At 74.8% G+C, this 13,932-nt stretch carries 10 protein-coding genes; 6 read left to right on the top strand and 4 right to left on the bottom strand.

Features of this window, described 5'->3' with window-relative positions; genetic code table 11:
* Both ACFXGA_RS05125 and ACFXGA_RS05120 read right to left on the bottom strand, forming a co-directional pair.
* On the bottom strand, positions 1 to 999 hold the full coding sequence (locus ACFXGA_RS05125) for a polyprenyl synthetase family protein (RefSeq protein WP_378084518.1): 999 nt from the start codon (positions 997 to 999) through the stop codon (positions 1 to 3).
* A 330-nt stretch (positions 1,000 to 1,329) separates the two neighbouring features.
* Positions 1,330 to 1,776: a hypothetical protein gene (locus ACFXGA_RS05120; protein WP_378084516.1), complete on the bottom strand. Its 447-nt coding sequence runs from the start codon at positions 1,774 to 1,776 to the stop codon at positions 1,330 to 1,332.
* A gap of 105 nt (positions 1,777 to 1,881) precedes the next feature.
* Here ACFXGA_RS05120 and ACFXGA_RS05115 point away from each other — a divergent pair, with 105 nt between their 5' ends.
* From ACFXGA_RS05115 to ACFXGA_RS05105, 3 genes are all read left to right on the top strand, one after another.
* Positions 1,882 to 2,337, top strand: coding sequence for a low molecular weight protein-tyrosine-phosphatase (locus ACFXGA_RS05115; protein WP_378084584.1), 456 nt, complete (start codon positions 1,882 to 1,884; stop codon positions 2,335 to 2,337).
* Positions 2,334 to 3,164: a fructosamine kinase family protein gene (locus ACFXGA_RS05110; RefSeq protein WP_378084514.1), complete on the top strand. Its 831-nt coding sequence runs from the start codon at positions 2,334 to 2,336 to the stop codon at positions 3,162 to 3,164. The genes ACFXGA_RS05115 and ACFXGA_RS05110 overlap by 4 nt, the downstream gene beginning before the upstream one ends.
* A gap of 81 nt (positions 3,165 to 3,245) precedes the next feature.
* Positions 3,246 to 4,070: an SURF1 family protein gene (locus ACFXGA_RS05105; protein ID WP_378084512.1), complete on the top strand. Its 825-nt coding sequence runs from the start codon at positions 3,246 to 3,248 to the stop codon at positions 4,068 to 4,070.
* On the opposite strand, the gene ACFXGA_RS05100 is transcribed toward ACFXGA_RS05105, so the two are convergent.
* Positions 4,012 to 4,980 (bottom strand): cobalamin biosynthesis protein, encoded by a 969-nt coding sequence (locus tag ACFXGA_RS05100; RefSeq protein ID WP_378084510.1) that lies wholly within the window; start codon positions 4,978 to 4,980, stop codon positions 4,012 to 4,014. The two genes, ACFXGA_RS05105 and ACFXGA_RS05100, sit on opposite strands and share 59 nt — an antisense overlap.
* Before the next feature lie 51 nt (positions 4,981 to 5,031).
* On the opposite strand from ACFXGA_RS05100, the gene ACFXGA_RS05095 reads away from it, so the two are divergent.
* From ACFXGA_RS05095 to ACFXGA_RS05085, 3 genes are read left to right on the top strand one after another with little or no spacing between them, the layout of a single operon-like run.
* A complete protein-coding gene (locus tag ACFXGA_RS05095) occupies positions 5,032 to 6,513 on the top strand; it encodes a DUF2397 domain-containing protein (RefSeq protein WP_378084508.1) in 1,482 nt (493 codons plus the stop codon).
* Positions 6,513 to 7,679 carry a TIGR02678 family protein gene (locus tag ACFXGA_RS05090; protein WP_378084506.1) on the top strand — a complete coding sequence of 389 codons (1,167 nt, stop codon included), beginning with the start codon at positions 6,513 to 6,515 and terminating at the stop codon, positions 7,677 to 7,679. The genes ACFXGA_RS05095 and ACFXGA_RS05090 overlap by 1 nt, the downstream gene beginning before the upstream one ends.
* The gene (locus ACFXGA_RS05085; RefSeq protein WP_378084504.1) at positions 7,676 to 11,923 is read left to right on the top strand and encodes an SbcC/MukB-like Walker B domain-containing protein; all 4,248 of its coding nucleotides are present in this window, start codon (positions 7,676 to 7,678) and stop codon (positions 11,921 to 11,923) included. Before ACFXGA_RS05090 ends, ACFXGA_RS05085 begins: the two co-directional genes overlap by 4 nt.
* Positions 11,924 to 12,054: 131 nt before the next feature.
* Here ACFXGA_RS05085 and ACFXGA_RS05080 read toward each other — a convergent pair whose 3' ends face one another.
* Positions 12,055 to 13,245: an ROK family protein gene (locus ACFXGA_RS05080; protein ID WP_378084502.1), complete on the bottom strand. Its 1,191-nt coding sequence runs from the start codon at positions 13,243 to 13,245 to the stop codon at positions 12,055 to 12,057.
* Positions 13,246 to 13,932: the final 687 nt, after the last annotated feature.

The following is a 13,932-nucleotide window of genomic DNA, read 5'->3' as shown; positions in this document are numbered from 1 at the left end:
CTACCCCGTCTGCGAGGCGGCCCAGTCGAGGTAGGCGTCCGGCAGGGCCCGCAGCGTGGCCAGCGCCTCGGAGTCGGGCAGGTCCGGCAGGGCGCGCACCGCCCGCGCGGCCAGCGCCGTGCAGTGCGCCAGCGTGTCGGCGACCAGGCCGGTCTGCCGCAGCTCGGCCAGCAGCCCGGCGACCTCCGCGTCGGTCAGCTCGCGGCCGCGCCGCGCGAGCAGGTCGCGCTGGTCGTCGGTCAGGGCGCGCAGCAGCGGGAACGTGTAGACGCCCTGGCGCAGGTCGTGGCCGACCGGCTTGCCCAACCGCTGCGCGGTGGACACGAGGTCCAGCAGGTCGTCGAGGATCTGGAACATCAGCCCGAACAGCGCGCCGAACCGGGCCAGCCCGGCCGCGGTCGCCTCGTCGGCGTCGGCGCAGTGGGCGGCCAGCACGCCGCCCACCTCGAACAGCGCGCCGGTCTTCAGCCGGACGGACCGGAGCGCGGACTCCGGGCTGCGGTGCGGGTCGTAGAGGTCCATGACCTCCAGCACCTGGCCCTCGACCAGGTCCGTCACCACCCGGGCGAGCCGCCCGGCGGCGAACGGCGAGATGCGCTCCAGCGCGGCCTGGCTCGCGCGGGCCAGCAGGAAGTCGCCGACCAGCACGGCCGGGCCGGGACCCCAGTCCGCGTCGACCGTGCGGACACCGCGCCGCTCCTCGGCGTCGTCCATCAGGTCGTCGTGCACGAGCGAGCCGGCGTGCAGCAGCTCGACGCACGCGGCGGCGGTGACGGCCCGGTCCGTGATCGTGCCCGACACGGCCAGCGACCCGGACAGGATCAGCACCGACCGCAGGCGCTTGCCGCCCGCCCCGGTGATCCGGCCGGAGGCGCTGTTCACGACCGGCAGGGACGACGACGTCGCCAGCGCCTTGATCTCGTCCTCGACCCTCGTCAGCGCGCGGGCCAGCGACGGCAGCGCGGACCCGGCCGGGTTCGACGACTTCACGGTGGACACGCGGTGATCTTCCCGCGCACGACCTGAGAGGCCGCTGAGATCACCGGCGGTCAGAGCATCGAGACGGCCACCGCGAAGAACAGCAGGGCCACGCTCAGCACCAGGTGCACCGGCGACGGCCCCTCGTACCGGGCCGCCCGACACAGCGACGGCTCGGTCACCACCGGTCGCCGACCTTCCCCGGGAGCCGACCGCGGCGCCGGGATCGCCTCCACGAGTTCCGTTCCGAAATGGACGGCCGCGGCCGCCGCCCGACGCACGTGCGCGTCATTCTCATTCCTCCCCGACACATTCCCCACGCCAATGACGTCGGAATTGCGGGGCCCGCCGTTACCCGTTGTCACGCTTTCGCAGTCCCTCTTCCGCAGCCGACAGCAGCCTGGCCCGCTCCTGGCGGGCCCGCCGCACCCGTTCCCGCTCGTCCACCCATGCTCGCACGTCGTCGGCCCGCAAGCCGGCGGCTTCCCGGTAGAACCTGTCCCCGAACCACCACCACACCCGAATGCCGTGCGCGGCAATGCGCACGGGCTGTTCCCGACGCAACACGTCGAGTGACGAAAAATCCGCCACCAGCACCGGGGGGCACCCCGTGCCGACGAAGAAATGCCTTTTCCGGAACAGCACGCCGCGATCGGTGAAGAATCCGGCGTTCGGGTCCGGCTCGGGTCCGCCGGGCGTCGTCACGGGCCGTGGCCGGGCGAACGCGGGCGTGTCCGGCCACGACCGCCGCCGCACCACCACCGCGACGCCGACCGCCGCCCCGACGGCGAGCAGCACGACGACCCCGACCACGACCCCGGACATGCCCGAAACCCCCACCACGAGCCGGTCGATCCGATGGTCGCGCGTCACCCCGCCCTGGCAGACTCCCCTGCCGTGACGCTGACCGTCTCGTTCATCTGCACCGGCAACATCTGCCGTTCCCCCGTGGCCGCGATCATATTCCGGGAGCACCTGCGGCGTGCCGGGCTGGGTGATCTCGTGGAGGTGACCAGCGCGGGCACGGGCGGCTGGCACGTGGGCGACCCGGCCGACCCCCGGGCCGCGAAGTCGTTGGCGGACCGGGGCTACCCGACGGAGCACACCGCCGCCCAGGTCGACGAGAACCACCTGGACGCGGACCTGCTGGTGGCGTTGGACTCCGGGCACGCGCGGGCGCTGCGGCGGATGGCGCCCGACCCGGAGAGGGTGCGGCTGCTGCGCTCGTTCGACCCGGACGCGGACGGCGTGGACGTGCCCGACCCGTACTACGGGGACGAGCCCGGTTTCAGTCGCGTGGTGGAGATGGTGGAGGCGGCCGTCCCGGGCCTGCTGGCGTGGGTGCGCGAACGCCTGTGACGCCGGAGGACGCGGCACGGGAGCTGACCGGGACGCCGGCCGCGCGGGTGCGGCGGCTCGGCGGCGAGGTGTGGGCGGTCGACCTCGCCGACGGCTCCCCGGTCGTCCTCAAGCGGCACGACCGGCCGAACGCGGCGCTCGCCGAGGCGGCTTCGCTGGAGTGGCTGGCCGAACCCGACGGGCCGCCGGCGCCGCGGGTGCGCGGGCGGCACGAGCACTGGTTGGCGATGGACCGGGTGGAGCCCGGACGACCGTCGCCGTCCGCCGCCGAGGAGTTCGGCCGCCGCCTCGCCGCCCTGCACGCGACCGGTGCGCCCGCGTTCGGCGCGCCGCCCCCGGGCGGCCCGGTGGACGCGGCGATCGGCCTGGCGCCGATGCGCGACGTCGCCTCCGACCGCTGGCCCGAGTGGTTCGCCGAGCACCGCATCGCCTACTACGCCCGCCGCGCGGTGGACGCGGGCGCGCTGACGCCCGCCGAGGCCCGCGTCATCGAGGCCGTGCGGGTCGACGCGCCGGCCGAGCCGCCCGCCCGCCTGCACGGCGACCTGTGGAGCGGCAACGTGCACTGGGCCGCCGACGGCCGCGCGTGGCTGCTCGACCCGGCCGCGCACGGCGGCCACCGGGAGAGCGACCTGGCCATGCTCGCCCTCTTCGGCTGCCCCCACCTGGACCGCGTGCTCGCCGCCTACGACGAGGCCGCGCCGCTGGCCGACGGCTGGCGCGACCGGGTGCCGCTGCACCAGCTGTTCCCGCTGCTCGTCCACGCCGTGCTGTTCGGTCGCGGGTACGCGCGGCAGGCGTTGTCCGCCGCGCGTTCGGCGCCCTGACGACCCGTCCGCCCGGCGTGGCGCCGGCCGCCCGGTTCGACCGGGTGCAGGTCACACCGGCCCAGGGCTTACCGTGGTCACGTGCGGTTGAGGTTCCTGGTGCAGCCCGGCTGGCTGGCGTTGACGCTGGCGGTCTGGGTGTTCGCGGGCGCGTGCTTCACGCTGCTCGCCCCGTGGCAGTTCAACCGCGACGCGGACCGGGAGGCGCAGAACCACGCGGTCACGTCGTCGCTGCGCACCGACCCGGTGCCGGTCACGACGCTCCTCGACCGGTCCAACGCCGACATCGAGTGGCGGCGCGTCACGCTCACCGGCCGCTACCTGCCCGAGGGGCAGGCGGTGGCGCGGCTGCGGACCGTGCAGGGCGAGGCCGCGTTCGAGGTGCTGACGCCGTTCCGGCTGGTCGACGGCCCGGTGGTGCTGATCGACCGGGGGTACGTGCGGCCGGTCAACGGCATCAAGGTGCCCGACCTCGACCCCGTGCCGACCGGTGAGGTGACGGTGGTCGCGCTGGCCCGCCGCGACGAGTCGGACGACCGGGACGCGTTCCAGCAGGACGCGCACCGGCAGGTGTACGCGGTGAACTCGGCCGTGGTCGGCCGGGCCGCCGGGCTCGACATCCGGCCCGGCTACTTCCAGCTCACCGAAGGCCAGCCCGGCGTGGAGGAGTCGCTGCCGCTGCCGAAGCTCGACGCGGGGCCGTTCTTCTCCTACGCGTTGCAGTGGATCGCGTTCGGCGCGATGGCGCTGGGCGGCTGGCTGTACTTCACCGTCCGCGAGATCCGCCCCGGCGGGGCGCTGCGCGAGGGCGCCGACGGGGACGGGACGGCCGACAAGCCCGCGAAGGTCAGGCGGAAGTCCGTCGCCGAACAGCTCGCCGAAGACGAGGCCGCAGCAGCGCGATGACCGCGGTCACGGCCGTCGCCGACGCGCCGACCACCCGCGACAGCTCCACCGCGCGCGTGACGTGACCCGCGTCGGGATTGCGGCCGTGGCCCAGCACGGGCCGGTCCTCCGCGCCGTGCGCGTACACCGTGCGGCCGCCCAGCCGGACCTCCAGCGCCCCCGCGAACGCCGCCTCGACCTGGCCCGCGTTCGGGCTCGGGTGCGCCGAGGCGTCCCGCCGCCACGTGCGCCACGCCTCGCTCGCGGACCCGCCGACGACCGGCGCGCCCGCCGCCGTGAGCAGCGCGGCCAGCCGCGAGGGCAGCAGGTTCGCCACGTCGTCCAGCCGGGCCGCGGCCCAGCCGAACCGGCGGTACCGCTCGTTGCGGTGGCCGACCATGGCGTCCAGGGTGTTCGCCGCCCGGTACCCGAGCAGCCCCGGCACGCCCGCGACCGCGCCCCAGAACAGCGGCGCGACCACGGCGTCGGACGTGTTCTCCGCCACGGACTCGACGGTCGCCTTCGCCAGGCCCATCGTGTCCAGCTTGCGGGGCTCGCGCCCGCACAGGTTGGGCAAACGATTGCGCGCCGCGTCGAGGTCGCCGCCGTCCAGCTCGCGGCCCATCGCGGTGCCCTCGTCGGCCAACGACGAGCCGCCGAGCACCACCCACGTCGCGGCGGCCGTGGTCAGGGCCTCCAGGACCGGGCCGCGCCGGCCGAGCCGCTCGGCCGCGACCCCGGCCAGCACCGTGCCGCCGACCAGCACGACCACGTGCGCCACGCCGCCCGCCCGGTGGTCGCGGTACAGCCTGCGCTCCAGCGCCGCCGCCGCCCGCCCGAATCCCGCCACCGGGTGATACCTCTTGGGGTCGCCGAAGACCGCGTCAGCGGCCACGCCCAGCACCAACCCCACCGCGCGCCCCAGACTCACACGGGCACGGTAGCCCGCACGTGTCGGACCGCCGCACTAGGGTGGCCCACCGTGGAACCCGCCGGCCGCCTCAAGCTCTACGCGTACCTGGACGCCCGCGATCACCAGCGCACGTACCTGGCGATCATGCGGTTGTTCACCTCCACGCTGCTGGCCGACCTGTCCGCGGGCGAGGTCGCGGGCGCGCTCGCGGGCGCCGAGCGGGAGGGCCGGGTCGAGCCCGGCGAGTCCCGCATCGAGAACGTGATCAACCGGCTTCGCCAGCTCGTCGAGTGGGGCAACCTGGTGCAGGGCCGGCGCGAGGTGGTGGCCACCAGCATCGCCGAGTTCCAGCACGGCAGCGTCCGCTACCAGGTCAGCAAGCTCGCCGTCCGGGTGCAGCGCGACGTGGACGAGCTGCTGCGCGTGCCGGAGGGCGCGCGGGAGGTGTCGCGGGAGCTGCTGCCCGCCGTGGAACGCGGCCTGGACCGGCTGGGCCGGTCCCTGGCGGAGGCGCTGGTCACCGGCGCCGGCCGGTCCCGGGAGGCGTTGGCCGAGCAGGTCACCACGCTGTTCCTCCAGCACGCCGAGCTGGCCGCGACCGTGCGCGACTTCTACGCCTACCTCGGGCAGGTCGTGACACGGCACCACCTGGCGCCCGACGAGATCTCCGGGTTCCGCAACCTGCTGGTCGAGTACATCCAGATGGTCGTGGAGGACGTGCTGCGGCACACCCCCGCCATCGCCGACGCGCTGGCCCGCGTGAACGCCGCGCGCTCGGAGCTGCTGCGGCTGCTGGGCCGGGCCGACCTCGGCGAGCGCGTCGAACGGGCGCGCGGCCGGTCGGCGGAGGACTGGCAGGAGCTGACCGACTGGTTCGTGGACCGGCCCGGCCGGCCGAGCCAGGTGACGGCGCTGCGCGAGGCGACGGCGCGCGCGATCGGGTCGCTGCTGGCCAGCGTGAAGCGGGCCACCTCCGGCGGCGGGCTGCTGCCGAGCAGGCGGGCGGAGCTGCTGAAGCTCGCCGCGTGGTTCGACGCCGGCACCCGGTCGCAGGCCCACGAGCTGTACGCGGCGGCGTTCGGGCTGTACTCGGCGCGGCACGTGTCCCCCGCGCCTGAGCACGACCGCGACAACGAGCGCACGCCGTGGCGCGACGGCCCGGTGGTGGACGTGCAGGTCAGCGTGCGCAGCCGGGGCGACCGGGGCGCGCGCGGCCGGACGTCGCGGATCCTGGACGACCCGATGACCGAGCAGTCGCTGCTCGCCGAGGCGCGGGAGGCCGACGAGCGGCGGGCCGCGTCGGTGGCCGAGCTGGCCGCGGCGGCTCCCCGGCTGGCCGAGACCACGTTGTCCGGCGAGGCGCTCGGGGTGCTGTGCGAGCTGCTCACGTTGGCGATGGCGCAACGCGACAAGGCGACCGACGCCGGTTCCGCGACCGACCCGGTGCGCGGCCTGCGGGTCACGGTGGCGCACGAGGCGGGCCGGCACACGACGATCCGTTCGGCGGCGGGCACGTTGACCCTGCACGACTCCACGGTGGTGCTCGACTGATGTTCGAGGACCTCTCCGAGATCGACGCGGCGAACGTGGTGCGCTGCGCCCGCACCCTGCTGCGCCGGCCGCTGCTGCGCGCCGACGGGCCGGACGGCGAGCTGCTGGCGCTGGTCTACCGGCACCGGGCCGCGTTGCAGGACCTGTTCGCCCGGGTGCTCGGCTACCGGCTGGTGGTGGAGCGGCGGTTCGCGCGGCTCTACAAGTCCGGGCCCGGCCCGGACGACTCGCGGGGCGTGCTCGGCATGTCCCCGCGCGGGTACGCGTACCTGGCGCTGACGATGGCGGTGCTGACCGGCACCGGGCGGCAGGCGTTGCTGTCGCGGCTGGTGGCCGACGTCCGCGCGGCGGCGGTGGAGGCTGGGCTGACCGTCGTGGACGACGTGGCCGACCGGCGCGCGTTGACGGCGGCGCTGCGGCACCTGGTGTCGCTGGGCGTGCTGCACGAGACCGAGGGCACGGTGGACGCGCAGGCCGAGGCGTTGATCACCATCGACACCGACCTGCTCGGGCAGTTGCTGACCGGCCCGGTGGCCGAGGCGACGTCGCCCGAGCGGCTGGTGGAGCTGGCCGCCCGGCCCGGTCCGCGCGGCGTCGAGCACGCGGTGCGGCGCAAGCTCGTGGAGAACCCCGTGGTGCTGTACGCCGACCTGCCGCCCGAGCAGGCCGAGTGGCTGCGGCGCAACCAGCGCAAGGAGACCGCGCTGCTGGAGACGTGCTTCGGGCTGCACACCGAGTGCCGGGTCGAGGGCGTGCTCGCGGCCGACCCCGAGGACTACCTGACCGACCTGTACTTCCCCGGCACGTCCACGGTCGCGCGGATCGCGCTGCTGGCGCTGCCGGAGCTGCTGGACTCCGACCCGCGCCCCGACGGGCGGCACGAGGTGGCCGTGCCGGCGTTGAAGGCGGTGTGCGAGCGGTTGGTGGAGGACTACCCGACCGCGTGGTCCAAGCAGTTCACCGAGGACCCCGACCGGCTGGTGGACGAGGTGCTGGAGCTGCTGCGCCGCATGGGGTTGGCGGTGCCCGCGGCGGACGGGTGGCTGCTCAACGCGGCCGCGCACCGGTGGCTGCCGTCGCCGGACGGCGACCCGGAACGTGACGTGGAGCCGGTCGTCGTGCCGGACGTGCCCAGCTGGTCGTTGTTCGATGAGGAGACCGCGTGAACAGGTGGCGGCTGCACAGGGGCGGCATCGTCAACATCTGGCAGTACACCGAGCAGGCGTTCGACTTCTCCGGCGGGCGCGCGATCTTCCAGGGCACCAACGGGTCCGGCAAGTCGCGCACGCTGGAGCTGCTGCTGCCGCTGTGCCTGGACGGCGACCTGCGGCAGGTCGGGTCCAAGGGCTTCGACACGGTGTCGCTGCGGCGGCTCATGCTGGACGACTACGACGGCGGGCCCAACCGGATCGGCTACGCGTGGGTCGAGCTGACCCGCGGCGACGACGAGTACCTGACCTGCGGGTTGGGCGTGAAGGCGTCCAAGACGTCGCAGGCGATCACCGACTCGTGGCGGTTCATCACGCCGCTGCGGGTGGGCAGCTCGCTGGCCCTGGTGGGCCCGGACCGCACGCCGCTGGGGCCGACGCAGCTGCGTGACGTGGTCGGGGCGGACTGCGTGCTGGAGGAGGCGGCGTTCCGGGCGCGGGTGGCCGAGACCGTGTACGGGGTGCCCGCGCCCCGCTACGGCGACCTGCTGCACCTGCAGCGGACGCTGCGCAACCCCGACGTCGGCCTGAAGGTGCTGGAAGGGCAGTTGGAGCAGATCCTGTCCGACGCGCTGCCGCCGTTGGACCAGGCGATGCTCGAGCAGTTGGCGACCTCGTTCGACGACCTGGAGTCGATCCGGGAGAACATCACGCGGCTGTCGGCGGCGGACGCGGCGCTGGGGACGTTCCTGAAGACGTACTCGGACTACGCGTTCGGCGGGTTGCGGGCGGCGGCGGAGCGGTTGGGCGCGGCCGAGGACGGCGTGCGGAAGCTGGAGCGCGCCTCGGCGCGGTTGTCGGCGTCGCTGGAGGAGACGCTCGCGGCGCGGGCGGCGGCGGAGCACGCGCAGGCGTCGCTGGAGGCCGGGGAGCAGCAGGCCGAGGAGACCATCGGCGCGTTGAAGGAGCTGCCGGCGTTCCGCGACCTGCAGGACCTGCAGACGCGCGAGAAGCTGGTGGCGGAGAAGCGCTCGTCGGCGGTCGCCGCGTTGGACATGGCCAACAAGCAGCGGTTGCAGGAGGACGGCGCGGTCGACGGCGTGCTGCGGCTGCTGCGGCGGCTGGCGGACGACCTCGGCTCGGCGCACGAGCTGGTCGAACCGCTGCGGCACCACCTGCGCGTGGCCGGCCTGGACTCCGCCGTGGTCCCCGACCTCCCGCGCGTGTCCACTTCGGACGCCCTGGTGCGGACGGAGTCCGTGCGCGCCAAGCCCGACCCGGAAGCCGAACCACTGCCGATCGACCGCCGCGTGCCACCCGCCGTCGAGCTGGACGACGTCGCGCTGGAGACCGTGGCGGCGCGCCTGGCCGAGATCGCCTCGTCGGCGCGGCAACGCGGCGCGCTGGCCCTGGCCCTGGCCGCGCAGGCCGCCGAGCTGGACGCGGTCTGGCGTCAGGTGGAGAGCCTGCGCCACACCGCGCGCGACGCCCAGCACACGGCCACCGAGGCCGCCGCGCTGCGCAACCAGGAGGCCCAGGAACTGGCCGAGGTGGCGCAGGCGTGGCTGGCCGACGTCGAGTCGTGGCACACCTCCGGCCCGCTCGCGGAGCAGCAGCCGGACACCCCGCTGCCCCTGCCGACCTCGGTCGACCCGGCCACCGCCCGTTCCCTCACCGCCGCCGCGAGGGACTGGGTGAGCCCCCTCGTGACGGCCGCGCGGGACGGCGCGCACGCGGTCGTGCAGCGGCGGGCGGAGCTGGTGACGTCGATCAACGCGCTGGACGCCGAGCTGGCGGGACTGCGCTCGGGGTCGGCGCGGGCGCCGGAGCGGACCCGGTTCACCGCCGTCGACCGGGATCCCACGACCGGCGCGCCGTTCTACCGCCTGGTCGACTTCCGGCCGACGGTGGACGATGAGGCCAAGGCCGGCCTGGAAGCCGCCCTGGAGGCGTCCGGCCTGCTCGACGCGTGGGTCACCCCGACACGATCGGGTGAAGATGCCGCGAACATGTACGGAAACACTGTTACCGCACCTCGGTTGAAAACCAGCGGACCCGCCGAAACCACCCCCGACCGCCCAACCCCCACCCACACCCCCGACTCCCCGCCCACCGCACCCGCCACCCCCGACACGACCCCCCACACATCCGCCGCACCGGACATGCCCGCCCCACCCGGCCTGCCGACCGCACCCGGCGTGCCGTCCGTCCCGGGCGTGCTCGCCGCCCCCGGCACCCCGGTCGACGGCCCGTCCCTCGCCGACGTCCTGACCCCGGCCGTCGACCCGACCTCCCCGGTCCCCGCCGCCGTCGTCGCGGACCTGCTCGCATCGGTGTCCCTGCGCACCCTGACTCCGGCCGGCGCGTTCGCGGTGTCCCCGGACGGCCGCTGGCAGGCGGGCGTGCTGACCGGCGCGTGGCACAAGGACGCGGCGGAGTTCATCGGCGCCGGAGCCCGCGAAGCCGCCCGCCGGCGCCGGATCGCGGAACTCGAGGACGAGCTGGCCACCCTGCGCGCCGACCTGGGCACCGCCGAAGCCGACCTCGCCGCCGCGCACGCCCTGGTCGGCCGGTGGGAGACCCACCTCGACCGCTTCCCCGCCGACCGCGAGCTGGTCGCCCGTCACGGCCGCCTCCAGGCCGCCCAGGAATCCGCCGACCGCGCCGCCCGCCGCGCGGAGGAGCTGCGCGACGAACTCGCCACCGCCCAGGCCCGCGGCGAGGCCGCCGCCGCCGAGGTCGTCCGCCAGGCCGGCGACGCGGGCCTGCCCGCCACCACCGACGGCCTCCAGCAGGCCCAGCGGGCGGCGGCCGAGGCGCAGCGGACGGCCGACCGGTTGGGTGACGTGCTGCGCCGCCAGTGCCGCGGCACCGTGGCCGACCTGACAGATGCGACGCACCGGTACCACGCGGCGGTGGCGGATCGGGTCGCGGCGGAGGCGGATGCGGAGGCACGGTGCGTGGATTACGCGTCGCAGGCGGCGACGTTGGCAGAGTTGACCGACGCGATCGGGGGCGAGGCCAGGGAAATCGCCTCGCAACTGTCCACTTTGGAGCGTTCGCGGCGGGAGATGCGGGACGAGCTGAAGAGTGTGCGGGAACAGGTCGTCGAGGCGCGTGAGCAGGCCGCGAAGCTGACCGCCCAGCTGGAGACGTCCGCCGACCAACTCGCCGCCGCCCGCGACACCCTGACCCACGCGGCCGAGCACTTCAAGGCCACCGTGCAGGCGCCGGGAATCCTTGTGGCCGCGCTGCCGGACGTGCCGGAGGACGTCACGGCCGTCCGGGCCGCGCTGGCGGGTTCCGACCGGCGCGGCGCGGGCGAGGCGACCGTGATCACCAAGCTGCAGGCGCTCCAGACGTCGCTGGCGGGCAGCCACGACATCGCCGCCGAGCAGCACGTCGGCCTGCTCACGGTCACCGTCACCGGCGAGGAGGGCGCCCGACCGGTCGCCGTCGCCGCACGTCAGGTCACCGCGAAGCTCGCCGAGCAGCGCGGTTTCCTCGACGAGCAGTACCAGAACATCTTCGCCGACTACCTGATCCGCGACCTGGCCGAGTGGCTGCGCGGCCAGATCGCGGTCGCCGAGGACCTGTGCAAGCGCATGAACGAGGTCCTCGGCCGGGCGCGGTCGAGCCAGGGCGTGCACGTCAAGCTGGCGTGGAAGCCGTCGGCGGCGTTGGAGGAGGAGACCCGCGACGCATTGGCGCTGGTCCGCCTGCCCTACGCGGAACGCGACCCGGAGCAGGACGCGACGCTGCGGCGCGTGTTCACCGAACGCATCGAAGCCGAACGCGACGCGCACACCGGCAACTACGCCGAGATCCTGTCCCGCGCCCTGGACTACCGGACGTGGCACCAGTTCACCGTCACCGTCGCCGACACCGGCCCGGACGGCGGGCCGCGCGAGCGCAGGCTGCGGCAGCTCTCGTCCGGTGAGACGCGCCTGATCTCGTACGTGACGCTGTTCGCGGCGGCGGCGTCGTTCTACGACGCGGTGAGCGGTGAGTTCTCGCCGTTGCGCCTGGTGCTGCTGGACGAGGCGTTCGAGCGGCTGGACGACCCGACGATCGCGCGCATGCTCGGCCTGCTCGTGGACCTGGACATGGACTGGGTGATCACCTGGCCCAGCGGCTGGGGCGTGTCGGACAAGATCCCCCGCATGCACATCTACGACGTGCTGCGGCCCAAGAACGGGCGTGGCGTGGCGTGCACGCAGACGACCTGGGACGGCGCGGCCCTGGACCGGATCGACCCGTAGCCCGGGCCCGATGCGTCGAGCCTCGTGCTGTCGGCGCACGGGCCCCGATCGGACGGTGCGGCCGGGCGGTGCTGAACCGGCCGAGGCCCAACCAGGCAGGATCAGCGCGGCCGGGGTTCAACCAGGCCGGGCTAGACCGCGCGGCTGGCGGTGCGGTCCGGCACGCCGCCCGCGGCCAGGAACCGGGCCACCGGCAGGGTCGCCGCGCCGAGCGCGACGGACTCGGGGCCCAGTTGGCACAGGGTGATCGTGGCCTGCTCGAACGGCCGGTGCAGGGCGTGGCGGGACGCCTGGGTACGCACGTCGTCCAGGATCCGCTCGCCGAGCAGCAGGCCGGCCCAGCCCCCGACGATCACCTGCGACGGGTTGAACAGGTTGATCAGGTTCGCGATGCCCAGCCCCGCGTACCGGGCGGTCTCGGCGAGGACGTCGCGGGCCGCCCGTGACTTGTCGGCGACCAGCGCCGCCAACGCCGCCTCCTGCTCGGCGGGCACGTCGGCCTTCACCGCGCGGTACCGGGCGACGATGGCCGACGCGCCGATGTACGCCTCCAGGCACCCGTGCGCGCCGCACCGGCACGGACGGCCGTCCAGGGCGACCGTCGTGTGCCCCCACTCCCCCGCGCCACCCGACGAACCCCGGTACAGCACCCCGTCCGCGATGACGCTCGCGCCGACACCCGACCCGATCAGCGCGACCACCGCGTCACCCGTGCCGCGGCCGGCGCCGAACCACACCTCCGCCTGACCCAACGTGTTCGCCCCGTTGTCCAGGAACAACGGCAGGTCGGTGCCGGTCCGGAGCAGCCGTTCCAGAGCGACGCCGTGCCAACCGACGGTCTGCGCGTACACCAGTCCGCGCTCGACCTGGCCGGGCACGCCGATGCCGACGCCGAGCACGTCGCGCACCCCGCTGGCGGCGAGGCACCGGTCGAGTCCTTCGAGGACCCGCCGCGCCACGTCGTCGATCGACTGGGCCTCGGGCTCCATCGGGAACGTCGCCTCCGCCAGCCGCCGCAGCGTCAGGTCGAACACCTCGACCAGCACGTGCGTCTCGCCGACGTCGACCCCGACCACCGCCGCGTGCGACTGGTTGACCCGCAGCAGCACGCGCGGCCGGCCGCCGTCGGAGTCGACCTGGCCGGCCTCGACCACCACGCCGTCGGCGATCAGCTCGGCGACGACGTTGCTGACCGACGCCTGGCTCAGCCCGGTGATGCCCGCCAGTTCCTGGCGACTGCGCGGCTGGTCGAAGTACAGCGCGCGCAGCACCCGCGCACGGTTGCCTGCACGCAGGTCGCGCACGGTCAGTTTGCGGTGCACGGCGACCCCCATCGAGCGAGTAGGACCACGGCCGCCAGTCGGGCGCGTCGAAGTCCCGACGTTAGTCGGTGGCGAACCGCTTGGTGCCCCATTTCCCGGGCGCTTCCAGCAGTTTTCGCCCGATGCGCTTCAGATCGGCGACGTCGCGGTCACTCAGCGGAGCGGCGTCCTCCTCGGCGACCGACTCCCGGTACGCGGGGTCGCTCGTGGTCGCCGGCAGACGCCGCCCGTCGCCTGACAACCTCCACGTGCACAACCCGGCGTTTGTCCGGTGGCCGCTCGTGCACCACCCGGCTGCGGCGCACCAACCAGTCGGGTGACGCCGCTCCGGCCGACCGCGAGCAGATCGGACAACTCGGACATCAGCAGACCGCCGTTCAGGTCGATCCGGAGCCGTGGTGGACATCGCGCCCCGACGCAGGCGAGGTCCGTTCCGAGGGGTCGGAGTTCTTGCGCCGCAACGCTGTCCGGCGTGCAGGAGGGCTCGCGCGCAGGCCAGGAGCGTGCGTGCCCATGCCATCCGCGGGCATTGCACCCGTGCCGGACATCGCGCCGAGGCGTTGACGGCCGCCCCCGGTCACCCGGTCCGGGCCCCCCCCCCCGGGGTGGGGGGGGGGGGGGGGCGCGCGGCGGGCCCCGGGGCCCCGGGTGGGCGGGGGGAGCGCGGTGGGGCGCCCGGGCCGCCCC

Origin of the sequence: Actinosynnema sp. NPDC059335 (assembly GCF_042752395.1) — a bacterium.
Taxonomy (GTDB): Bacteria; Actinomycetota; Actinomycetes; order Mycobacteriales; family Pseudonocardiaceae; genus Actinosynnema.
The sequence above is the reverse complement of the archived record's forward strand: the minus strand, read 5'-3'. Positions and strand labels throughout refer to the sequence as shown.

What these genes read in the sequence shown, in the direction of transcription:
- ACFXGA_RS05090 (WP_378084506.1), top strand. Translation starts at nt 6,513, where the DNA reads ATGTTCGAGGACCTCTCCGAGATCGACGCGGCGAACGTGGTGCGCTGC.